This is a genomic window from Vibrio pectenicida, from assembly GCA_024347015.1.
GTDB classification, from domain to species: Bacteria; Pseudomonadota; Gammaproteobacteria; order Enterobacterales; family Vibrionaceae; genus Vibrio; species Vibrio pectenicida.
In genome coordinates this window covers 795,449-819,458 of sequence record AP024890.1, presented here as the reverse complement: position 1 = coordinate 819,458, position 24,010 = coordinate 795,449, and the positions used below count along the sequence as shown (strand labels likewise).

Here is a 24,010-nt window from a genome sequence, read left to right as displayed (position 1 = left end):
GATACGGTATGAACAACACCAAGGATAGGACATACCTGAATTGCCAAATCGATTCACGTGGCATTGCAACATTAACTCTTAATCGTGTTGAGAAGCATAACGCTTTTAACATCGAAGTCATTGAAGCGCTGATCGAGTCTATCGAAACCCTAGCACAAGATCCATCGGTTAGATGCCTAATTTTAAAGGGAAATGGTAAACATTTCTCTGCTGGTGCAGATTTAACTTGGATGAAGTCTATGGCAAGCAAAACTGAGCAAGAAAACCGCCAAGATGCATCAAGGCTAGCTCATCTGATGCATTGCCTAGACAGCTTTCCTCGACCAACCCTCTCAATGGTTCATGGCTGCGCTTTTGGCGGTGCTCTGGGGCTAATTTGTTGCTGTGACATAGTACTTGCAGATGACAGCGCATTATTTTGCCTTAGTGAAGTAAAACTGGGCTTAGTGCCTGCAACTATTGCCCCTTATGTTAATCGCACTATTGGGGCTCGTCAGTCAAGACGATACATGCTGACAGCAGAGCGTTTTGATGCGGAGCGTGCAAGGGAAATGGGATTGGTTCATGACATAGTTTCAACCGACCAAATGAACGATCGCAGAGAAGCTGTTATCACCCACCTTCTGACCAACAGCCCTATCGCTATGGAAAAAACCAAACACTTGATTCAAGAGTGTGAATCTAAACCACTGGACGACAACCTGATAGAATTTACCAGTGAGCTAATCGCTAAAGTTAGGGTCTCCGAGCAAGGACAAGAAGGACTTAGCGCATTCTTTGACAAGCGGTCACCTAGTTGGGTAGATGAGGGATCGTCATGAGTCTAAACATGGTACTTCCTAAATCAGTCAAAATCGTTGAGGTCGGACCACGTGATGGCTTACAAAATGAGAGTGCTGTTTCAACACAAGCTAAGGTTAAACTGATCAATCAGCTTTCATCCAGTGGACTCACTTTTATTGAAGCTGGCGCGTTTGTATCACCCAAGTGGGTGCCACAAATGGCCGATTCATTGGATGTCATGCAGCAGATAAAGCGTGAACCTCATATTCGATATAGCGCGCTTACTCCCAACCTCAAAGGGCTAGAAAAAGCACTAATAGCAAACGCTAGTGAAGTTGCGGTGTTTACTTCCGCATCAGAGGGTTTTTGCAAAAAAAACATCAACTGCTCTATTGAAGACAGTTTGGCCAGGTTCAAGCCTGTCATCGAGCAAGCAAAGTTGAAAGGTATCCCGGTTAGGGGATATTTATCCTGCATTGTTGATTGCCCTTATGATGGCCCAACCAACCCTGACCAAGTGGCCCATATCGCTAAGTCGCTCATTGATCTCGGCTGCTATGAGGTCTCGCTCGGAGACACCATAGGAACAGCAACACCAATGCGAGTTGCAAAGGTGATAAGTGCTGTAAGTGCTCAAGTATCACTTGAGCGCATTGCAGTACATTTTCACGATACCTATGGACAGGCACTGTCCAATATTTATCAGTCTCTGCAAATGGGCGTCCGAGTTATAGACAGTAGTGTTGCCGGTTTAGGCGGTTGCCCATATGCGGCCGGGGCTTCGGGTAATGTGGCCAGCGAAGATGTCGTTTATCTATGTCAAGGCTTAGGGGTAGAAACAGGCGTTGATTTGCACTGTCTTGCCCAAGCGGGTTGGGAAATCAGTGAGGCTCTTGGTCGTAAGCCCACATCCAAAGTCTCACTCGCTTTGAGACGCTAAGTTGTACTTACTTTTGGGCTGATATGATTGTAGAAACAAACACATCATAATCAGCCCAATACCTACCCATCCAGATTGTTCAATTCGCTCACCAACCACCAATACGGCAAATATCGCAGCAACAACAGGTTCAAAAAGAGTGAACAAACTCGCCTGAGTTGCTGTAATCGCTTTTAAGCTATAACCAAAGCAAACATAACCGAGAAACATGGGGATAAACGCCAAGTAAAGAACCACCGAAATGCTTAAGGTTGAACTAAACAAATTATCACCTGTAATCAACAATGAAGGAATAAGCAATATTGAGCCAAAACCAAAGATAGCACCCATTGCTGACTTTGCATGAGCACCCTTGTTGATCAAAATTTTAGCCACCCACGCGTAGATAGCGTAGGCTAAACCCGCTAGCCCCCCGAGTGCGATACCAACATAGTACTCCATCCCTGATGGTGAAATCGCGATCGAAGTATCTGAAAAAACCAGTAAGCCAATACCCAAAATGCCCACAAAAAAACTTAAAACCCAGTGGCGATCAATTACACGGACTTTGCCCAAAAGGCACTCTAAAGTTGCAACGAAAAATGGTGCACATGATATCGAAATTACAGTACCAATGGTGACACCTGCCATGCTCATTGAGCTATAAAACGCCAGAGGGTAAACAGCTAAAGCTAGCGAACCAATGAGAAGGACACCTCTATTGGCATGCAATACCACCCTATCTTTTCTGATCGTATTTCGAGCATACATAGCGAGTAATATGCCGCCAAGCCCCATAGAAAAAGCACCAATAGCAAATGGGCTCACATTGGGAATGATTGAAGCGGCTGTGCCAGTTGTCCCCCATAAAAGTGACGCAAACAAAATTAATCCAGTACTAATTCTTTTTTGTTTTAGCTTTATTACTTGTTTCATTATCATTATCTTCTATTTTTTTCCATAATTATGATATTAAAGAAAAATTAAATAGACTTTGCAGATAAGACACAATATTTGATTTTAAAGGCTCAATTTAGTTAACTAACGGCGCAGTTCCCTTGGGGAAAGACCAAATGAAAGTGAAAAACGTCGGCTAAACGCAGAAACATCAGCATAGCCCATTTTCTCTGCGATCAATTGAACGGGTGTATCTGTATGAGTTAATAATGCTTTAGCTTTTTCCATTCGCTGTTGAGTTACATACTGCATAACACTTAAACCTGTAGAACGCTTAAAGAGCTTTTTAAACTGGGTAGAACTAAGGCAGGCAACCGCAGCTAAAGAGTCAATGCTAATGTCAGCATCAAGACCGCTATCGATAACTTGTAGTACCGTACGAATTCTATGATCAATCCTTTTATCCACGGTTTGTTCGCATATGAGTTGCATAAACATGGAAACCATCGATTTTTCAATATGGTCAGAAACTCTATGTTGAAGCTGAGATTCGACAAAAGACAAATAAGATAATAATGGCGCTGATATAGGAAATATTGAACTTTCCATATCAGATATATTTGCTGGCAGTTCATCAAGATCGGCGACCACAAAACGTGAAGACTCATGAGCACGAAAGTGATGACAGATACCAGCAGCAATAATGACGCACTCACCAACAGAGACACTTCCTTTATATCCCTCCAGCTCAATATCAATTACGCCAAGTATCGGTAGAACCAATTGGTGGTAGTCATGTGTATGGCCGAGTCTTTGATGAGTATAAGCTCGAATGGTTAGGCTGTTTTCCAAGACCGAATTATGCTCCTGATGAAATACTGTTGTTTGCATAGTTAATAATTCAATAGCTAGCGGCAAGGTAGAAAAACTATACAAATACTAGAGCTTAATACCAGAAACCATGTATTACAACTTCAACCTCGAGGTGTTCAATAATGAATAAATTTATGAGAAAGTAAAACTGCCTCTGTAGGTCAATATATAGCCACTTGGCCTACATTTTGAGGCTTTGTTCTTATATTTTAGATGTTTAGAACCATTGCAGTTCAGTTTTAAGCGGGATCCCTGCTGCTATGTTTTCACCGCACATTTCATCGTAAGCACTCAAGTGAACAAGACAAGCACTATGATAATTTTCATCTTTAAAATGCTCTTTTGCCTGACACAAACTCTGGAACTTCAGAGGATCATGCTTTCTATCACGTAAAAGCATTCTATCCTCGCCATCTACAGAGTAAGCTAAGTAAATTCCACCTTCCAATGATTCGATTTGCAATTCCATTTCGTCTTCTCCTAGGTAAATCTAATAACTTGTACGATGCAGAATTGAAAATGGGTTACTTTGGCAAAAAATGGCCAATAAAATGTCAAACAAAAGCTTTTATATTGATGCAGATACTTTGTCCATTGATTACAATTCTTCAATAATAAATTCGACTCGCGTATTAGCATTACGCCCTTCTTGTGTATCACTTGACTCAATAGGGTACAAATTCCCTCTTGCGAGGACTCTTATCCGACTCTTATCGACGCCTCTGCTTTCTAAATACTTAGCAATTGAATCTGCTCTTTGCTCAGCTAACTCAGCTTCTTCACTTTCAGGCAAACCAGAATCAGTATGAACGATAACTTTAACTTTCAACTGGTCATTATCGAGAAGTGTAAAAACTACATCGTTGAATTTATGAGTAAACGATGAGTTCAGTGAATAGCCGTCACTGTCAAAAAGTGCAGTTCCACGCGTTTCATCGACTGTAATCATCTTAGGAGCGCTTTTATTTTGTTCTTCACTCGCCTGCGCCCAAATATCACCCAGACTTGCTTCCGCCTTAAGTTTGTCGATCTGTGCTTTTAGCCGATCGATTTCAATATTATAAAGGCGATTACAGTTCAAACGTTCACGCTTTCCGCCACCAAAGGGGATCACCACTTGGACATAGGCACCAACTTCATCTTTATTTTCGATATTAGCCGAATAGTTTGGGGTGGTAACACGGTTGTAGTCACTGTCTTCCGTTACACCCATCAAGCCTGCTTGAACATAAGAACTACTGGCTATGGTTGATTCACAGGTCACCCCATCAGAAGTGGTTACGCGATCGTATCCTCCGGGCACAGAGGCACTTGGAATACTCAGACCTGCCGCCGAAACAACATTTAACCAAAGAGTGAGAATTATCGCTGCGGATAATAAACATTTACTCTTGAACATATCTTACTTCTTACCTCTCGTGTCGCTACGGTCATAGAGCAAACTCTAAAGCGATTAACTTTATTTGGCTCAACTTTTGGCAGCGAAATCAACTGTTTCTTAACTTGATTTCCTTTCAAACGAATAGCTTCCTCTACTAAATACCCATTCACTTCTAGAGAATAGATTTTATCGGTGTCGTATGCATTTCCTAGTGTTAACTCAACTTGAGGGAATTGGCTATAAACCACTTCATTTAATTCTCTTGGGGCTTGCATATGTGCCTGAGTATGAAATGATAATAAACTAACGATTAGCAATATTACTCGCACACTATTTCCAAAGTGGTTATATAATCTCCGGGTGGTAAATCAGATTTTTTATAATTATATTTCGGAGCTAGTCTTAAATAATATGAACCTCTAAGTCTAAGAGGATGACTAGCGTTAATTTTCAACACTGAGTCCGATATCAATCTATTACTATCGCTATATCGTTGAACAGAGTAACCTTCAAAGTTATTATTTAAAGTATAGCTATTTGAATTGCTTACTAGCTTAAGGCGGCGCCTACCCTGTGCGTGCATACGAACATCAAGGGTTTTATCTCCTCTATCAGATTCGTCGCTAAATATCATACCTCCAGTGTTTCCATAAACTTCAATTGCGCAGGAATCCATAATGGGGGCAGGCTTTGTATAATAACGAATATTATTCCAAATTTCTTCACCAGCCACTTCAAAGGAAACATTTATATCACTAGTAGATCGCGATGTATCCAAGCTAAAAAAGTACAAAAAAGGTGCGTTTCTCCCATCATCATTTGATAAGTAAAATGTAAGTTTCTGATATGGATAATTATCACAGTCACTTTCAGCAAAAAGGTAATCTTTGTTACGATTAAACCTTTCTCTAAGAACAACAACACACCTACTTTGGTCATTTGTATTAACCAGTTGTCGTACATGGCTATCAAAACGAGTTTGTCTGTTATCTGCAGGGTAGATCTGAAATACTAACATGCGCCTGTCCGGTCTACCGGCTACCTGTGCACGGGGTGCAAAGTGATAACACATACTCATATTAGTATACTCTGTGTCTGAACGACCTTTTAAATACCTTTCAATACAATCAGCTAATAAAAAATCAGAAAAAAGTAGCAATGATAAAAAAGCTAAACATCTCATATATCGGCCTTAGTTTTTCTGAGAATAGTATATAACAGAGTGCGTACACACCTCATACACATAACCACCTTTGGGCTCAGACTCACTGCAAATACGATAGAAATTCAGCTTATTTTTTTCCAAATTAAATACTGGAACTTTAACTTTACGTCTTTTTTCTGTGTGTAGTTTTATTATTTTATTTAGCTTTCTTTTAATCGTACTTTCAGGCTTTGCCTTACTAAAAAAATCGAATAGTTTTTTTTCACTATTTTTCTTGTCAGTATTATTAGTGAGAGTGGTGACGTCATTTAAACTAAAATACAATTTACTCACCGATATCTTATAGGTTTCAGTGTATTTATTTAAGTTACCAAAAGTAACCTGCAAACGGTCATTCGTGCTAAAAAATACACTTTCTAATGATCGATTACTTATTGATTGCGCATAAACAAAGCCTGAATAACTTAAGCTCAGTATAAAAATCATAATTAATTCAAATGGAGATTTCATCATCAATATATAACAACTATCCAACTCTAATTACAGATACTTTAATTTATAACTTCTATGGACAGGTAAGCTGAATGGTCGCGGTTACAATATAGCCATTTTGACTTTCAGCGATTTCACTTTTCGAATAATCCACAACAGCAATCGCCTTCTGCTCTACATTCCTAGGCACATCTGTAGCAGACCCTGGGTGTGCAGCTAAGAATGATGCCGAGGAAGAGGTTGTACCAACCCACAGTTTTAGTTTATCTGTTCCAACATTTCCGCTACCAAAAAGTGGTATCGTTCCTGACACCGAACTCACTTCCAACTTAAGGTTCTGTTTTCTTTGATCATTGCTATACGGTGTAAACTGAACAAACCTCTCACCTGAGTGAGTTTCGCCCTTAAATAGAATCGAGCCCATCTGCCCTTGCGCAATCTTTATACCACATTGACTATCAACGGTTTCTCTAAATGTCAGTATTTCAGCAGAAACATTACCCACTAAACAAAAATACAACGATGAAAATAACACACTTAATTTTGTGAGTTTCATTTATACTCCAAAGTAATTTCTACTCTAAATAAAGAGGGGATTGAACACGACTTTTGAAGACGAGTGTTATTTCAACTCCCTTAACCGCGCAGATTGTAGGTTCAGATGTGAATTTTTCAAAAAAAACATTTATGATCTAATATGAATAATATCAAAATACATAAAAATTAAACAATGTCAGCAACTTACATTACAGCTGATTTCTGGGAGGGTTACCAGAATTGAAAGTAAAAGTAGTAAAGTGTCAAAAATCAATTATATTAACCAATTTAAATAGCGCGATCTTATGTGGATGGCAAGCAACAAAAGGCCAGAAATTAATCAGATATTCCCATTGCTGTATCCACCTTGTTCCAAGAATAAACTAATATATAATGGCAATATTTACTAGATAAATAAATTTCGCAACTATTTAATAAATCGTATAAATTTAACTTATAACTTAACGTATGGTTGATTAATTAGCTTAGATAATAAACTCGCGACTTTTTTTCGCATATCCCTTCTATCAACAATCATATCGATGGCGCCATGCTCCAATAAAAACTCACTACGTTGGAATTCATCCGGTAATTGCTGGCGAACCGTTTGCTCTATGACGCGCCGACCAGCAAAACCGATTCTTGCTCTTGGTTCAGCAATATTGATATCACCCAACATAGCTAAACTTGCCGAAACACCACCAAACGTCTGGTCTGTAAGAACCGAAATGTACGGTAACCGTAGTTGAGATAATCGCCCAAGAGCGGCGCTGGTTTTAGACATCTGCAATAGTGACATTAATGACTCTTGCATACGTGCTCCACCACAAGCTGAAAAACACACCAGTCCACATTTCTCGGTAATCGCGGTTTCAACGGCGGCAACAAATCTTGCTCCCACGACCGATCCCATCGATCCCGCCATAAATGAAAACTCAAACGCGCAAGCCACGATGGGTAAACCATGCAACTTACCTTTTAGGACTATCAGAGCATCTTTTTCTCCTGTCGTTTCTTGAGCATGCCGTAAACGATCTTGGTAGTGTTTTACATCTTTAAAGCCAATAATATCTTTTGGCTCTAGTTCACTAGCCAGTTCAACTTGCTCTGTTTCATCGAGAAAACATTCTAATCGCCTGCGAGCAGGCATTCTCATATGATGCGTGCACTCAGGGCATACATATAAGTTTTGTTCGATAAAGGCTTGGTATAAAGTCTTAGAACAATCGGGACACTGCATCCAAACACCCTCTGGTATCCTAGGCTTGCGTGTTTTAATTATATTATTACGAACGAATAATTTCTCTAGCCAATTCATTTTTAAAGTCCCATGCCTTTGATAATTGCACAATATATACTGCTTCCTTACATTCATAATCTTCCACTGATTCCTGTTGAAGCATTGTATAAAACCAAAAATGGTAATAAAGTGGCATAGTGGTCTGCTTGCGAAACAACGCACTTGCTGGAATGGGTGTCGCTATACTTCCGATTGAGTTATGCCAGGAGGAAATCGCTAACGGCCAACTCTCTGAGTTGCATCTCGAATATGAGCCAGAAGATCTTGTTCTGTATGCTTTTTATTCATCAAGAAAGCATTTAGCCAAAAAAGTACCGTTATTTATCGAGCATCTACAAAAGATGGCTAAGCCTTAAGATCTAACTATTTGTTCACTAAAATAACAACAAGCGAAGGTTACTCTTCAAGATATGGAGCAATCACGTTGTCTAACGTGCCAGACTCTCTTTGCTTAAGAAACTCACTATTAAACATATCGATAAACTGTTTTTTAAATGGAAAACCATCAGCAATGGAGGTATAGCCAATATAGCCAAATTGTGAGCTCACCTCTTTTACCATCACCATCCAATCACTATTTGCTATTTCTGTTTTATTTTGCATCTGGCGTAAGGTCCAATTAGTTGACAGTGAAATGTGCAGGTAACAATCGTTGCGTTTTTCACGCATCATTAATATATTTGCTTCTGGGTCTTTCGCTTCTCGAACCTTAATATCACCGCGCTCTTGAGCCTGCCAAAATGCCTGATCACCCAAGTTATAACCAGAATTAATACCAACACGCAAACCATAAAAAGTCTCTGGCCAAATAATTGGGTCACTCAATTTTCTTGCTACATCTATATGGCAATAAACCGCAACAGTCTCTTCAAATAAAGGTACTGAGTACGGGTTGATATATGGCCGTACATCGGGTAGATAGTAAGGGGGCATAAAACCAAAACCATTGCCACTTTCTAACAGCATTAGCCCTCTATTCCAAGGCACTGGTTTAATGGTCACATCAAAGTTAGGCATTGATTTTGCTACGTGACGAACAATATCAGGATAAATTCCCTTGGCTTCACCATTTATACTGTAGCTGTATGGAGGAAAGTCATTGGTAGAAAATAAAGTTACTGATATTGGCTTAGCAAGCAATACATTTATATTGCATAACAGAAAAAATATCCAGATTATCACTTTCATATTAACTACCGGCGCATTCAGGAGCCCTCCAACTTATAATCCAGTATAGTACCTAATTCACTATACCCAATTAATCATACTCTTAGATCTCAATTAGGCTTTTCGTCACCATGTTTTTAGGACTGTAAATAATATGAATAACATTTGGTTGATGGTTCTTTATTTCATCAAGAAGCAACGTCATTAATTATTGGTCATATTCCAAGAGGTATGACTTATCAATCATAACTCTTGGAATATAGTATTCACCGGCTTTTTCTCTTTCATCCAGCTAGCATTGCCGCATACTTTGCCATGGACTTTTGGACATCATCATAGCATTCATACCACTTGTTTCGCTCGATGGTTGCACCTGTTAACGTTTCTGCAGACGCAATTTCTTTCTCTCGTGTTTGCTTATACTGGCTGTCAAGTTTTTCATCCGAAATCCTAGCAGCATTGATAAGCTCTTCCTCCAATGCCTGATCTTGCTGGTCAATTGGCAGATTGGAAAAATTGAGTGACTTCCCTCTGTTTTTTATTGAGTCTCCAAGCAATTCAGCTAAACGACTATTATTTGTTTTTTCTTCCACCCGCTTAAGTGCATCATCAATACGCTGCTGAGTCATTTTCTCTCGAGCCCTTTCATTGGCATCGTTCATGCCCAAAAAGTTGCTAGCAGCAATAAGGTTTATCGTTGTCCTAGCGAAGAATCCACCAACAGACATAGCACCTAGACCAACCATAGCCGCAATTGCAATTGCAATACCTCCTGTACCAACGATCGATATCACCCCAATCACAGCAACGGCAGCGGCACCAATAGACAATGCAACAGTTGTGGCTACGGTAAAGGCTCTTGCTTTCCAATTCATCTCAGACCATGTATTTTTCGCATCTTGCCAAGCTCGTCGTATCATTCCAGTTTTATTGGTTTCAACACAATCTCGAGAAAGCGTCCCTACATCTTGTAACGCTTGACGCTGCATCGTATACACAGCCATCGCTTGGGCACGATCCTTAAAACTTCCTTGGCTTATAATTCCCCTCATTAGGGCATTCACCATCACTTCTGTTGTTCTATGTTGTGTGACTATATTTGCAGCTTTTTTTTCTGACCATGTTTGTACTATACCGCCAAGTATTCTTGCCATTGGTTGGGCTACAGCAACACCTGGCACTAATGTAGAGACAAGCAAGCCTGCGCCATTTGCCATAAGACCGCCACCTGCAAGCCCTTTCATTGCAGCCGCCATATAAGGTGCACTTTGGGCAAGATGCAATAGCGCGATCATCTCTGGTGTCATAGATAGAGACTCTTGGTTAGGCAAAAATTCTCTGCGACCTTGAAGAATATCTTTTACCCGACTTTCTACCGTCCCTGTACTCCAGATGGTCGTTGCCATATTGGCTGCATCCGAACCAAAAAAGCCACCATTACTACTGACTATCTGAAACACGTGATTTAAATTACCTGCCAGAGCTTGCGACTCTATTGGGTGATGCATCGCCCAACGATGCAAATCGACGAGTGCCTTTTTGACTCCTTCATGGCTAATTCCTATCTGACCTGACCGTAATGACACAAAAAGTGATTGATAGGCTTCTGTGTAGCCACTTATACCGGCTTTAGCCATCTGTCGTTCGAGAATCAGCATGCTCATATCAGGCCGATAATCACCCGATAGGCTTCCTGCAACGTTCTGTTTGACCCAAGCAGACCATGACTCAAGACTATTTCCACTGTCACCCGGATAACCCTTTTCTTGTTTGATCTTGCGGTCAAACCTTGTTAATTCGAGCAGTTGTCTTTCATATTCATAATCAAGAAGCTGAATATCAGCATTAAGTGAATCGATTTTAGGTTTGAGGTGAGTAAGCTCTTGGTTATCTAGCCCACTTTGGAGTTCATTTCGTTCATTCACCAGCTCTGTGACTTTTTCATTGTTTGTCCTCAAAGAAGGTAAGAACGTAAGAAAGCCTTGCAGATTAAGTCGTTGTCTAATGGAGACGATCGAGTTATCCAACATAATATCTACACGAGCCAATTTATCGCTTAAAAGTACTTTTGCATCGAGAACTTGCTCCACTGCATCACAGTGGACTTTTAGGTCATTGAAATGATCTCGCTGTATTTTTGTATCTTTAATTGCCGACTCTACTTGACGTGTAGTTTCACTACCAACCAATTTAGCACGGGGTAAAAAGGCCTGTAAGGCTGAAACATAGCTTTCTAATGCTGACAACTTCTCTTCTATATAGTCAGAATAACGCGGCAAGTTTTGGCTTAGATTATCAACTAAACGTCCATCTTCTAGATCTGCATAGAGATCAACCCCTCCGTGATTATTCAGTTCAAAAGTAATGGTATTTCTGTCATCTAGCCACGAAACACGATGTTGAGCCTGTATAACATTTTCAGCCAATTGACGAGTTTCATCACTTGGGAAACTTTGTCGCAATTCATGTTTAACAAAATTGCTTAAATTAAGATCGTCATAATCATTAAGTTCATCTGGGATTAGAGTGTCATTTTTTGCAATAGACCACTCTTGTCCAGTAATCGCCCATAATGTCGCAACGAACTGATCGTCTTGGTGAGCATCCATTTCTATAAACTGCTTAAAATAGTCTTCAAAAACCGCGGCATTATGATGCAGGCTAGCCAATTTCCCCGATAGATTTAGACGTTCATCTATGCCGTCGCTTTCTATGCTTAACTGCTTTTGACTTTGATTCAATGCCTGTGTTATCAGTAAAATAGCGCCAAGCTGTGCTTTTTGCTCTGCTTTGGGGAACGCTGTTGTTACATCATCGGCCAATTCTGGCATTTTCTCAGCAAGTATCTCAGAGAGTATTCTCAAATTCGCTATTGACATAGCCGAAGCGTACTGAGCAAGCTTATTTGGTAAACGTTGAGCTAACTCTTTCTTATCTAAAGATTCAGACTCTGCAACAAGATCAAAACATAAACGTTTTAGTTCGGGAGTCATTGTCGATTGAAGCTCCGGTGAACACGATGAGTAAAATTGATGAAAATGTTTATACCCATCGGAATTTGTCTTCCAAGCTGCCTGATAATCATCTATTAACGTTTCATTTTTGCTTATTAGATCAATCTCAAGACTTAAGATATCACCAAATTGCTTTGCATGATTACGCTCTGTTTCAGTCAAATTTTGAAATGCATGCTCTACCGCCTTCAAAGCGGTGCTCAATTGTGTCACTCTAATGGAAAGAGTATCTAGGTGCTTTGTCACATCAGAATCTGATACGGGGCAGTCAAACAAATTAGTAAGCGGCTGCAATTCATCATCCAGAGCGGAGGCTTTGAGGAGCTTGTTGTAATTATTAACCTCTTTTTGAAGCTGTTGCATGAAATCCGTTTCACTGTAAAAAAAGCTGCTCACATATGATAGAGAGCTCGGCATTGGCAAAATACGAGGTTTTTGAAATTTAGCAATTTTCTTTCCACGCTCATCTAGATAAGAAGCTAAGGTGGCTTCATACCCTATTAATTCATTCTCTGTTAGCTTCTCTTCCGTCAACTTTTCACTATTAGTAGAAGTTACATCTCTTGAGGTATCATCTCGTTGCTTATCATTATTGCGCTTTGAATAAAGCAAATTTTGCTCTGTTTCAGGCAAACTTTCATCATTAGTAGAAGTTACATCTTTTGAGGTATCATCTCGTTGCTTATCATTATTGCGCTTTGAATAAAGCAAATTTTGCTCTGTTTCAGGCAAACTTTCATCATTAGTAGAAGTTACATCTTTTGAGGTATCATCTCGTTGCTTATCATTATTGCGCTTTGAATGAAGCAAATTTTGCTCTGTTTCAGGCAAACTTTCATCACTAGTAGAAGTTACATCTTTTGAGGTATCATCTCGTTGCTTATCATTATTGCGCTTTGAATGAAGCAAATTTTGCTCTGTTTCAGGCAAACTTTCATCACTAGTAGAAATTACAACTCTTGAATTATCAGCTAATTGCTTCGCAATATTACGTTCTGCTTGGCTCATATAATGCTTAGCATGATTACGATTTAATTGCAACAAATTTTGTTCGTTTTCAGTCAAGGTTTGTATTGTAGCAATATCAAGTCGGTTCTCTACTGAAGCTAGATCACTGGATGCTTTGCTACTAGAGGCGGCAGATACGGGAGCAATATTATTAGGCATTAGCTGCTGATCACTTATAAAAATATCAATAGTGACCATAATATAAAGACGACTCTGGTATACAAGTGAATTTACATGAATAGTTTTATCTAATTATTGAAAACCACAAGGCAATCCCCTTCGGTAATCACACAATTAGCGCATTAACCCACAAAGCGAGCCGACTCAGCTCGCTTTGTGCTTAGGGAAAATAGAATTACAGAAGTTCAACCGATTGCTTGGCAATCACATATTCTTCATTGGTTGGAATCACCATGACAACGGCGCCAAGCAAATCGGATTTGGCGATAATGCCAGATTGGCCAAACCGAGCGGCTTGATTGGCTACTACGTCTTCCACAAAGCCAAGCAACCTAAGATTTTTAATGATTTCGCTGCGTATCGGCAGTGCATTTTCACCAATACCACCGGTAAAGACTATCGCATCAAGCTTATCAAGCGGAACAAGATACGCCGCTATATATTTCGCAACTCGGTAAGTAAATACATCAAACGCTAATTTTGCGCCCTTATGCCCTTCTTCAATAGCTTCAAGTATTCCCCGAGCATCGGAAGTCAGGCCAGAGACGCCCAGAAAACCAGACTTTTTATTTAAGGTTTCAAATACACTTTCTTGACTCCAGCCTTTTTTAATTAAAAATTCAATGATCCCCGAATCTAAATCCCCGCAGCGCGAGCCCATCATAAGCCCAGCCAGTGGAGTAAAACCCATAGAGGTATCAACAGAGCAGCCACCACTAACGGCGCACACCGAGGCACCATTGCCTAAGTGCACCGATATAATATTTGACTCTTCAGCAGGCTGACCAAGCATTTTCGCCGCTTCACGGCTGACATAAAAGTGGCTAGTACCGTGAAAACCATAGCGGCGAATGCCATGTTCTTTGTATAGCTGTTGTGGAATACCATAGGTAAAGGCTTTATCTGGCATGCTCTGGTGGAATGCAGTATCAAAAACAGCAAACTGGGGAAGGGTTGGAAATGCAATTAACGCTGCCTTAATTCCTTTGACTCCCGCAGGGTTGTGCAGCGGAGCAAGTGCAGACAAAGCATCAATTTCAGTCAGTACCTCGTCATCAATGCGAACCGTGGAAGTAAACTTTTCACCGCCGTGGACGATTCGGTGCCCTACTGCAACCAATTGTTTTGAAAGCCCTAAGGATTCTATAAGCGTTACAATTTGCTCAATCGCATACTCATGATGGTTATCTTTCGCCTTGATCTCATGTCGCGATTTGGTACCTTGGTGTTGCCAGCTAATGACAGCCTCAGCTAGGCCAAAGCACTCGCCCAAGCCAGTAATAACCTCTTCGCCTGTCGAAGAATCAATAACGGCAAATTTAAGAGAAGAACTCCCTGAGTTAATCACGAGAACAAACGAATTTGGCATTAGGTAAATCCTGTTATATGTCAGAATAGGAGTAAAACTTCCTTACATACGGTTATATTACTCAATATTTTTTTAAAACTTCAACTTTTCTTAAGTATATAGAACTAAGCAAACCAATTTTCGTTGATCCAACACAAGCTACAATTTAATTTCTAAATGAAATTTATTCATTTATCGTTGAGTTAGAACAGGCCATAATTTACTTGTGATTCAAAAAGACTTAAGTAATATTTCATCCGATATCAGACTAAAAAAGTAGCAGAGGTCAGCATGAATATAGGAGCCGTAGCAAAACTAACTGGCTTATCGAGTAAATCAATTCGTCTTTATGAGGAAAAGTGCGTGATAAGCCCACCGATTCGAAGTGATGCAGGCTATCGTGAGTACGATGACACACATGTCCAAGAGCTTAATTTGGTCTCTCGCGCCAAAAATGCTGGCTTTTCACTTCAAGAATGCAAAGAATTTGTTGAGCTTGCCCAAAATCCAATGCGTACAAGTCGTGAAGTAAAACAAAAAGCTCAACAAAAGCTTAATGAAGTGGAAGTAAAGATCTGTCAACTGCATGAGATACAGCAACAACTGACCACTTGGATCAATGCTTGCCCTGGAGATGAAGGAAGTAGTTGCCCAATAATTGAAGATCTAACTAAATAGTCCAAATACTCAAACTCATATTTATATGTGTTTTGAGCTGCCTACCATGAAGTCCTGCACCAGATCATGTAACATTGTAAGATACTACGGTTACATCGGACACCTTGATGGAAGCAGAATTACTGGATATAAAGAATTTCCTGTTACAACACCCACCGTTTGATGAGCTCGACGATGACGTAATTAACTTCGTTACCAAGCATGTTGAGATTTCTTATTTTCGTCAAGATACGCCTGTAATCCACTTTGGCGACGAGATCCATGATATTTACATGGTGCGAAGTGGCGTAGTCGAAGTGTACAGGCGCAAAGGTGAATTATACAACCGTCTCGATGAAGGCGCATTATTCGGACAAATGGGGCTTCTAACTAACAACAAAGTACGTTTCCCTGCCAAAGCTATCAAAGATACTCTTCTATATTGCATACCTGAGCCTGTGTTTCAGGAGCTGTATGATAACCACGAAACCTTTGCAGATTTTGTCGAGGTAGAAGATACAGCTCGCCTTCGCCAAGCAGTATCAAGTACTAATGAACAAAACGATCTCACCACCTCCAAAGTTCGCACACTTTTAAAAGGCGAGACACCATTTCTTGAGAAAGATGAAACCATTCAAAATGCTGCGGTCAAAATGGCGGATGAGAATGTTTCATCACTATTGGTGATAGACCCAAATATCCTTGAAGATAACGAAGAAGATCAGTCTCCCCTTGTCGGAATTATTACTGATAGAGACTTATGTACACGCGTACTGGCCGAGGGTCTAGACCCAAATGATCCTGTGTCTAGTGTTATGACCACTGAGGTTATTTCTCTTGATCATAATGCCTATGTCTATGAAGCAATGCTCACCATGCTTCGTTATAACGTTCATCACCTACCTGTTTTAAAAGACAAAAAACCAATTGGCATTATTGAAACTACAGATATTGTCCGCTATGAGTCTCAAAACTCTTTATTACTAGTGAGCAGTATTTATCAGCAGCAGTCTATTGAAGAGCTATCTTCACTCGCCGAGCAAGTCAAAGACAGCTTCGTACGACTAGTGAATGAAGATGCCAATTCACACATGGTTGGCAGTGCGATGTCGGTTATCGGTAAAAGCTTTAAACAAAGAATCATCGAACTCGCAGAAGAGGAACTTGGCGAACCACCGATCCCTTATTGCTTCCTTGCGCTCGGCTCTATGGGGCGTGACGAGCAAATACTGGTCACAGATCAAGACAACGCAATCATCCTAGATAACACTTACGATAGTGACAAGCATGGACAATATTTTGCTGCTTTAGCGGAAAAAATCTGCGACGGTTTGGATAAATGTGGTTACACATACTGCACTGGCGATATTATGGCGACCAATCCTGTCTGGCGTATGACACGTACAGAATGGGAGGAATGCTTCTCGGACTGGATTGATGATCCTAACCCTAAGGCTTTACTCAATGCCTCGATTTTCTTCGATCTCGTGGGTGTCTATGGTCGATTGAAATGGGCAGAACAACTGAATGGATTTATTATTAGGCGGGCGCGCAAAAATAACCGCTTTCTTGCCTGTTTAGCTCGCAATGCGATGAACCGAACACCTCCTCTTGGCTTTTTTAAAGCCTTTGTGATGGAGCAAGATGGTCAGCATAAAAACTCGATAAACCTGAAACGTAGAGGAACAGCACCACTTGCTGATCTGATTCGGGTCCATGCGCTTGCAGTTGGTTCACGTTCAACAAATTCGTTCGAACGCTTGGATGATATCCATGAAGCTGGTATTTTGCCAAAAGGAAAAGCTCGTGATCTCAAAGATGCACTAGAGTTTATCTCCATGGTGCGCATACGTCACCAAGCTTATGACGTCGAAAATGAGATTGAGCCTGATAACAATATAGAGCCAGAGAACTTGTCTGATTTCGAGCGCCGTAACCTTAAAGATGCTTTCCAAATACTCAGTAACGCCCAGAATTTTCTCAAATTCCGTTATCAAGCCAGTAATAACTTTAAGTAGGCGCTAGATGATAAATAAGATAATGAATAGCTCTGATCTTAACTGGCATAAAACGTTTCATATGAAACAACAAAGCAGCCAAGATGCTGCTCTCAAAAAGTATTATGCGGCTGGTACGCCTAACTCAGATACTTCTTTGGAAGATATCACTTTCTTGGCGATGGACTTTGAAACAACCGGGTTAGATTCTAAACAAGACGGTATCATCACCATAGGTACGGTACCGTTTAACCTCAATAGAATATTTCTCAAGCAAGCCCGTCACTGGACAGTGCGCCCTCGCCAGCAACTTGCTGAAGAATCGGTAATTATCCACGGTATCACTCATAGTGATATTCTCGATGCGCCTGATCTAATTGAAATCTACGACCAAGTTCTCGAACAAATGGCAGGAAAAGTCATGGTTGTGCATTATCAACGAATTGAAAGGGAGTTTTTCGACCAAGCACTAAAAGACCGTATAAATGAAGGTATAGAATTTCCAGTTGTCGATACTATGCACCTTGAAACAACCTACCAACAGCAGGCGAATGGTGGCTTTATAAAAAGTTTATTTGGTAAAAAGCCCGAATCCGTCAGACTTGGAACAAGCCGTATGCGCTATGGCCTGCCCAATTATACCCCACATCATGCTCTCACGGATGCCGTTGCCACCGCAGAGCTACTGCAAGCTCAGATAGCTCACCACTACCAACGTACAACAAAACTTGAGGAAGTCTGGATATAAAAAAGGGACGATTACTCGTCCCCTTTTCGATAGAAGGTATTTTTAACGCTGGTATTGCTCTGTACGCATCCCCATAAGAAGACTCACGCACATCAATAGCAACACAAAAGTAAAGGGAAGCGCAGTTGAGATAGCGCCGGCTTGAAGCCCTTGTACTGCTTCTGTACCACCAATCCAAAGTAAGGCGACTGCAATTGCCCCTTCCATAAAGGCCCAGAAGACTCGTTGCAGAACAGGCGCATCCACTTTACCGCCCGACGTAATACTATCAATAACCAAAGAGCCTGAATCTGATGAGGTAATAAAGAACACCAATACCAAAATAACAGCGATAACAGATAACACACTACCAAAAGGTAATACATCAAACATCTGGAACATAGCTAAAGAAACATCAGTTAGGCCATTAGCCCCCAGCTCACCAATGTTATTAACAACTTGATCAATGGCTATACCACCAAATACCGACATCCAAAGTAATGTTACCAATGATGGAACAATCAGCACAGCAATCAAAAATTCCCTGACTGTTCTACCTTTAGATACGCGCGCAATGAACATACCGACAAATGGCGACCATGAAATCCACCAAGCCCAATAGAATACTGTCCAACCTTGGAACCAAGCTTCATCTTCACGCCCGTGAGGATTACTGAGAGGGATAATATTTTCAATGTAAGCCATTAAGGTGGTGCCAATATTACCAAATGCGACAGCATATCCAATTAAAGCGACCATGATCAGCAATAGGAATGCAATGATCATGTTAATATTACTGATAACCTTGACACCACCATCAATACCACGGATCACTGATACGACTGCAAGCAAAGTCACTATAGTGATCACTACCACTTGAAGACCCATGTTTGCCTCAAAGCCAAAAACATGGTGAATACCACTGGCAGCCTGCTGCGCACCTAACCCAAGTGAGGTTGCAAGACCAAATAGCGTTGCTAGTACTGCAAGAATATCAACAATGTGGCCGGCCCAACCCCAAGCTCTATCACCTAAAATTGGGTAGAAAATAGATCGTATCGAAAGTGGAAGCCCTTTGTTATAAGCAAAAAACGCCAGCGATAAAGCTACAACACCATAAATAGCCCAAGGGTGTAAGCCCCAGTGATACATGGTGGCACCCATCGCAAGTTTTGCGGCTTCCGCTGTATTGGCCTCAACACCAAGAGGCGTCTCATACCAGCCGGTAAAGTAAGCAACGGGCTCAGCAACGCTCCAAAACATTAGACCGATTCCCATCCCAGCAGCAAACAGCATTGATAGCCAAGATACATAGGAGTAATCCGCCGTGGCATTTTCGCCTCCTAAGCGAATTTTGCCAAGTGGCGTTACAATTAGAGCTATACAAAATAGTACAAATATGTTGCCCGACCAGATAAATAACCAGTCAAAATTTCCAATAATCTTCCATTTGACTCCATCTAGTACTGCTTTCGCAGATTCTGCATCCATCACCGCAGTCATAATTAGGAACAAGCCTATAAGACCTGCACTGATTCCAAATACAGGGTTATGGACATCAAAACCCCACTTTTGGACATTATCTTGCCCTACTGTGTAGTCGGTGCTGTTGATACTATACTTATCTATACCTTTAGTCATTCGTCCTCTCTTACTGGTTTTCTTCCCTGACCAAACCTTCAGATAGAAAAATCATTAGTGATAAAAACAATTATCTCTATATCAAGGCTTAATCAATTACGAGTTATTGTACGTGTAGATACAGATCATTCCAGTACTTTACCGTCATTTGTCTATTTTTTAGACAAAAGTTAAGGTTGACAGTCGATAATATAATCAATAGAGGATGAGATAAGAATTCATATTATGTTTGACTTCTAAACATTTGACCACATCACATTTATCGATAAAATGACCAGATGTATTCCTATAACCCCTATTCCATCCACTGAAATAGTAGGCTAGGATAAAAATTATGGTTTGATGTACTTCATTTCATGCTAAATTTCATGTATTTTCGCCTCCATCCGCTTTACTAATATAAGGAACAACATTGGAAAAGCACGAAGAAGTTCTTATATCGATTCGACAGATTATCCGTGCAATTGATCTGCATTCGAAAAGACTAAGTAAGGAGTCTGGTTTAACTGGACCACAATTAATTTTGATGCGCTCTATAAGAGAGCTCGGTGAAGTCACGATTCGTGAACTTTCAAACCATACAAACATGAGCCAAGCAACAGCGACAACGATTTTAGATCGACTCGAACGTAATGAAATAGTCAAGCGTGTGCGTAGCGTACATGACAAGCGTAAAGTTCATGCTCATTTAACGGAGAAAGGGGTAATAGTATTAGAGCAAGCTCCCACACCACTCCAGCAAAACTTTATCAATAAATTTCAAAGACTTGAAGAGTGGGAACAATCTTTACTCTTATCCTCAGTTCAACGTATTTCATCAATGATGAATGCTGAAGACATCGACGTTGCACCTGTTTTAGAGATAGGAAGTATTACTACACCTGAATAACGTTACTTGTAAAATTGATTTAGCACTACTTTAGAGTTACGTTTTATACAAGGTGAAACTTTCACTCTGGGTACTCTATGGATAAAAATCACAAACTTCAGGCTGACCATCATACCGACGCTATTCTGGATATACGCCGGCAAAAGCAAGTACTGAAGTTTGTTGCGGCAACAACCCTAATTTTCTTTGTGCCAATTGGGATAAACAACATTCTGATTGGCGAAATTATGCTTGGCGCTATCTTGCTTTCCTTCGAGATCACATTATTGCTAGAAGTTACGGCTATTGTGTATAAACGAAAGGGGTTTTTCGGCCATACCTTACCCCTTATCTTGCTCATCACATCCATCATTATGGCCATTCATATTTTTGGTACACTTGCTACGTACTGGGTTTTTCCAATTATTATCAGCGTCGTTTTTCTCTTACCATCAAAAATTGCGTTGAGTGCTAATATCACCTTGCTAATAGGCTGCACTATCGCTGCGTTCCCTCATCAACATTTAGCAACAACATCCAGATACGCATTTTCTCTTCTTGCAACCGCGGTCATCGCTCATGTCATTGTACAGGCAATAAAAAGGTTACAAAAGGAACTGCGATATCTTTCTGAACGAGATAGTATGACAGGTGCACTCAATCGTCATGAACTTCAAACTCATCTTGAAAACGTAAGTAATTTGTACCCAACTTCAGCAGTTGCACTCATTGATATAGACAATTTTAAAAATGTAAATGACCAATATGGCCATGATGTGGGAGATAAAGTAATCAAGCAAGTTGTTGGTGTTATATATCGGCATATGGAAGAATCTGACTTACTTTTTCGACTCGGTGGCGATGAGTTTTTACTGATATTTCCACAAAAAGACCAGTTTTCCACTAAAAAAGCAATGATATATATAAGTCAGCATGTAAAACAAACTCAATACCCAGAAGGAGCCTTAGTAACTATAAGCTCAGGTGTTGCTCAATTCCTTGCATCAGAAAACATGGAAAACTGGGTAAAACGTGCAGACATAGCCCTTTACCAATCTAAACATAATGGTAGAGATAAAGTCTCATTATTTAGTGGCCCTACTCCTTCTGACAAACAAAAAGAAACCCCAAGCTACTTACGCTAATAAAGCAACAGTTACTGCCAGTTATGGCTGAATCTCAAAAATATCTATCAGATTAATACTTTAGGGCAGAAAGAAAGATTTTTTATATAAATGCTTAATAATGATTGCAGTTCTACTGATACCGTTTAGGATTACGTGTTCTATTCTTGCTACATTCGCATTTGGAGAACAACTTGAAAACACCCTGTATTGCAGCATGCCAAAACAATGGTGGTATATGTAACGGTTGCTACAGAACAATGGATGAAATTGTAAGTTGGAAAAACTTGTCAGATTCAAAGAGAGACAACATCATAAACACACTTACAGGTAATGCATCTAGCCATCTTTGCCCTTCATGTAACGAGCCTGCAACCTGTGATATTAGCCAAGGAAAACAAACATGTTGGTGTTTCTCACTCGAAACCCGTGCCATACCTTTAAGCTTAGAAAATAATGCATGCTTATGTAGACAATGCCTGAGTAAACTGAATTTAGCCTAAAATTGTTTGTGGGACTCTTATCAATCAAGCTTAATCATTATTTTTTCTAATCTAATTGATTGAATTTTTTCTTGCTTGTGATCACATATTTGATTGCAAATTAGCCATATTACCTCTAACATTCTTCGCAAAAGCATCCCTTAGAATCAACATTTATATAGGGATTAGCCATAAAGTTCAATTGTGTCATTTACTTATGAGTATCCTGGTTAGTTGAAATGCACGCATCACCTAAAGTTATTAAACTTATTTTATTTACCGCGCTTTTAGCCGCGGTTGGCCAAATGACACAAACAATGTTTGTGCCATCAATTGGCTATATGGCCGATGAGTTTCTTGTCTCTCCAGCAGCGCTACAAGCCGTCATGGCCTGCTACCTTATTCCCTATGGTTTGTCACAATTTGCTTATGGCCCACTTTCCGATCGCTTTGGTCGTAAACCAATAATAATAGTTGGATTATGTATCTATATAATCGGCAGTACCCTCGCTTTATTCTCTCATAATTTTGAATTTTTTTTGGTAGGTAGCTTTATTCAGGGAATAGGAATTGGTAGCGGTGGGGCAATGTGTAGAACGCTTTCACGTGATGTGTTTTCTGGTTCTGACCTTCATAAAGTCAACAGCCTAATAAGCATGTGTATCATTTTTTCTCCTCTATTAGCACCTGTGTTAGGAGGGTATTTAACTGAAAGCTTCGGCTGGCGATCAAGCTACCTGTTTTTATCCTTATTTAGTATTGCAGTGGTGATTACTACATTGACTCGCTTCGACGAAACACTTCCCGCAGCTAGACGCCGTCGTGATGCAGTTCTACATAGCTACAGCTACGTCCTGTCTAACAAAAAATTCCAGGGTTACTTACTTTGCTTGGTCGCAACATTTTCCGGTGTCGCTATATTTGAAGCTGCCGCTGGGGTCCTTTTAGGTGGCGTGCTAAAACTTCCTGCGACATCAGTGAGCATGTTATTTGTTATTCCAATTCCGGGATATCTCGTCGGAGCGGCACTATCTAGCGTGATCACGAGCAAAAAAAATGAGAAGTCCGCATTAAAAATGGGATTGGTTGCTATTGTAGTGGGTTCACTCGTGGTTCTAATTCCCGGACTAATGGGGCTAACTGATGCAGTAACACTTGTTGGCGGCGCTACCATCTATTTCCTCGGAGCTGGTATTCTTTTCCCAGCAGCGACCACTGGCGCTCTTTCTCCTTTCCCTTATCATGCAGGAACAGCGGGAGCTCTCTTGGGAGGTATTCAAAACCTCGGTGCTGGTCTAGCAACTTTGTTCGCATCAGTAATCCCGTCCCCTGACCAGATGCCACTAGGCTTTCTAATGCTTTTGATGTCGCTTTTGGCTATATTTGGACTACTCCGTGGCTACCAAAGTCAAAACCCATCCAATCAGAGCCCACTCACCGCTTAAGCTAT

At 40.4% G+C, this 24,010-nt stretch carries 21 protein-coding genes and 1 pseudogene; 10 read left to right on the top strand and 12 right to left on the bottom strand.

Annotation, left to right across the window (positions count from 1 at the left end):
- Positions 1-8 precede the first annotated feature (8 nt).
- Positions 9-821 (top strand): enoyl-CoA hydratase/isomerase family protein, encoded by an 813-nt coding sequence (locus tag OCV27_RS18630; RefSeq protein WP_125321244.1) that lies wholly within the window; start codon positions 9-11, stop codon positions 819-821.
- 8 nt (positions 822-829) lie between these two features.
- Positions 830-1,723: a hydroxymethylglutaryl-CoA lyase gene (locus OCV27_RS18625; RefSeq protein WP_185759783.1), complete on the top strand. Its 894-nt coding sequence runs from the start codon at positions 830-832 to the stop codon at positions 1,721-1,723.
- Here OCV27_RS18625 and OCV27_RS18620 read toward each other — a convergent pair.
- From OCV27_RS18620 to accD, 8 genes are all read right to left on the bottom strand, one after another.
- On the bottom strand, positions 1,703-2,638 hold the full coding sequence (locus OCV27_RS18620) for a DMT family transporter (protein ID WP_125321240.1): 936 nt from the start codon (positions 2,636-2,638) through the stop codon (positions 1,703-1,705). The two genes, OCV27_RS18625 and OCV27_RS18620, sit on opposite strands and share 21 nt — an antisense overlap.
- 105 nt (positions 2,639-2,743) lie before the next feature.
- Positions 2,744-3,490, bottom strand: a complete 747-nt coding sequence (locus tag OCV27_RS18615; RefSeq protein ID WP_125321238.1) for an AraC family transcriptional regulator — start codon at positions 3,488-3,490, stop codon at positions 2,744-2,746.
- Positions 3,491-3,689: 199 nt separating this feature from the next.
- A complete protein-coding gene (locus tag OCV27_RS18610; protein WP_125321236.1) occupies positions 3,690-3,941 on the bottom strand; it encodes a DUF6482 family protein in 252 nt (83 codons plus the stop codon).
- Between the two features lie 129 nt (positions 3,942-4,070).
- The gene (locus tag OCV27_RS18605; RefSeq protein ID WP_125321234.1) at positions 4,071-4,871 is read right to left on the bottom strand and encodes an OmpA family protein; all 801 of its coding nucleotides are present in this window, start codon (positions 4,869-4,871) and stop codon (positions 4,071-4,073) included.
- Positions 4,835-5,182 carry a hypothetical protein gene (locus OCV27_RS18600; RefSeq protein WP_125321233.1) on the bottom strand — a complete coding sequence of 116 codons (348 nt, stop codon included), beginning with the start codon at positions 5,180-5,182 and terminating at the stop codon, positions 4,835-4,837. The genes OCV27_RS18605 and OCV27_RS18600 overlap by 37 nt, the downstream gene beginning before the upstream one ends.
- Positions 5,173-6,036: a hypothetical protein gene (locus tag OCV27_RS18595; protein ID WP_125321231.1), complete on the bottom strand. Its 864-nt coding sequence runs from the start codon at positions 6,034-6,036 to the stop codon at positions 5,173-5,175. Before OCV27_RS18595 ends, OCV27_RS18600 begins: the two co-directional genes overlap by 10 nt.
- A 547-nt stretch (positions 6,037-6,583) precedes the next feature.
- Positions 6,584-7,066 carry a hypothetical protein gene (locus OCV27_RS18590; RefSeq protein WP_125323203.1) on the bottom strand — a complete coding sequence of 161 codons (483 nt, stop codon included), beginning with the start codon at positions 7,064-7,066 and terminating at the stop codon, positions 6,584-6,586.
- 435 nt (positions 7,067-7,501) lie between these two features.
- The gene (gene accD, locus OCV27_RS18585) at positions 7,502-8,365 is read right to left on the bottom strand and encodes an acetyl-CoA carboxylase, carboxyltransferase subunit beta (protein ID WP_125323204.1); all 864 of its coding nucleotides are present in this window, start codon (positions 8,363-8,365) and stop codon (positions 7,502-7,504) included.
- Positions 8,366-8,496: 131 nt separating this feature from the next.
- On the opposite strand from accD, the pseudogene OCV27_RS18580 reads away from it, so the two are divergent.
- Positions 8,497-8,703: pseudogene (locus OCV27_RS18580) on the top strand (LysR substrate-binding domain-containing protein); the annotation flags it as partial.
- A 40-nt stretch (positions 8,704-8,743) separates the two neighbouring features.
- Here the strand turns inward: OCV27_RS18580 and OCV27_RS18575 are convergent.
- The 3 genes from OCV27_RS18575 to OCV27_RS18565 form a co-directional block, all read right to left on the bottom strand.
- On the bottom strand, positions 8,744-9,535 hold the full coding sequence (locus OCV27_RS18575) for a substrate-binding periplasmic protein (RefSeq protein ID WP_125323205.1): 792 nt from the start codon (positions 9,533-9,535) through the stop codon (positions 8,744-8,746).
- A 263-nt stretch (positions 9,536-9,798) separates the two neighbouring features.
- A complete protein-coding gene (locus OCV27_RS18570; RefSeq protein WP_337969439.1) occupies positions 9,799-13,695 on the bottom strand; it encodes a hypothetical protein in 3,897 nt (1,298 codons plus the stop codon).
- A 196-nt stretch (positions 13,696-13,891) separates the two neighbouring features.
- Positions 13,892-15,085, bottom strand: a complete 1,194-nt coding sequence (locus tag OCV27_RS18565) for an acetate/propionate family kinase (RefSeq protein WP_125323207.1) — start codon at positions 15,083-15,085, stop codon at positions 13,892-13,894.
- Positions 15,086-15,355: 270 nt separating this feature from the next.
- On the opposite strand from OCV27_RS18565, the gene cueR reads away from it, so the two are divergent.
- From cueR to OCV27_RS18550, 3 genes are all read left to right on the top strand, one after another.
- Entirely contained in the window at positions 15,356-15,742 is a 387-nt protein-coding gene (cueR, locus tag OCV27_RS18560; RefSeq protein WP_125322880.1) for a Cu(I)-responsive transcriptional regulator, read from the top strand.
- A gap of 107 nt (positions 15,743-15,849) precedes the next feature.
- Positions 15,850-17,739, top strand: coding sequence for a DUF294 nucleotidyltransferase-like domain-containing protein (locus OCV27_RS18555; RefSeq protein WP_125322881.1), 1,890 nt, complete (start codon positions 15,850-15,852; stop codon positions 17,737-17,739).
- A 7-nt stretch (positions 17,740-17,746) separates the two neighbouring features.
- Entirely contained in the window at positions 17,747-18,466 is a 720-nt protein-coding gene (locus OCV27_RS18550) for a 3'-5' exonuclease (protein WP_125322882.1), read from the top strand.
- Positions 18,467-18,508: 42 nt separating this feature from the next.
- Here the strand turns inward: OCV27_RS18550 and OCV27_RS18545 are convergent, their stop codons facing one another.
- Positions 18,509-20,086, bottom strand: a complete 1,578-nt coding sequence (locus tag OCV27_RS18545) for a BCCT family transporter (RefSeq protein ID WP_125322883.1) — start codon at positions 20,084-20,086, stop codon at positions 18,509-18,511.
- Positions 20,087-20,498: 412 nt separating this feature from the next.
- Between OCV27_RS18545 and OCV27_RS18540 the strand changes: the two genes are divergently transcribed.
- The 4 genes from OCV27_RS18540 to emrD all read left to right on the top strand — a co-directional run bounded on the left by OCV27_RS18540 (position 20,499) and on the right by emrD (position 24,005).
- On the top strand, positions 20,499-20,975 hold the full coding sequence (locus OCV27_RS18540) for a MarR family winged helix-turn-helix transcriptional regulator (protein ID WP_125322884.1): 477 nt from the start codon (positions 20,499-20,501) through the stop codon (positions 20,973-20,975).
- 77 nt (positions 20,976-21,052) lie between these two features.
- Positions 21,053-22,099 (top strand): GGDEF domain-containing protein, encoded by a 1,047-nt coding sequence (locus tag OCV27_RS18535; RefSeq protein WP_125322885.1) that lies wholly within the window; start codon positions 21,053-21,055, stop codon positions 22,097-22,099.
- A gap of 173 nt (positions 22,100-22,272) precedes the next feature.
- Positions 22,273-22,581: a cysteine-rich CWC family protein gene (locus OCV27_RS18530; RefSeq protein ID WP_125322886.1), complete on the top strand. Its 309-nt coding sequence runs from the start codon at positions 22,273-22,275 to the stop codon at positions 22,579-22,581.
- Positions 22,582-22,799: 218 nt separating this feature from the next.
- A complete protein-coding gene (gene emrD, locus OCV27_RS18525) occupies positions 22,800-24,005 on the top strand; it encodes a multidrug efflux MFS transporter EmrD (RefSeq protein WP_125322887.1) in 1,206 nt (401 codons plus the stop codon).
- Positions 24,006-24,010: the final 5 nt, after the last annotated feature.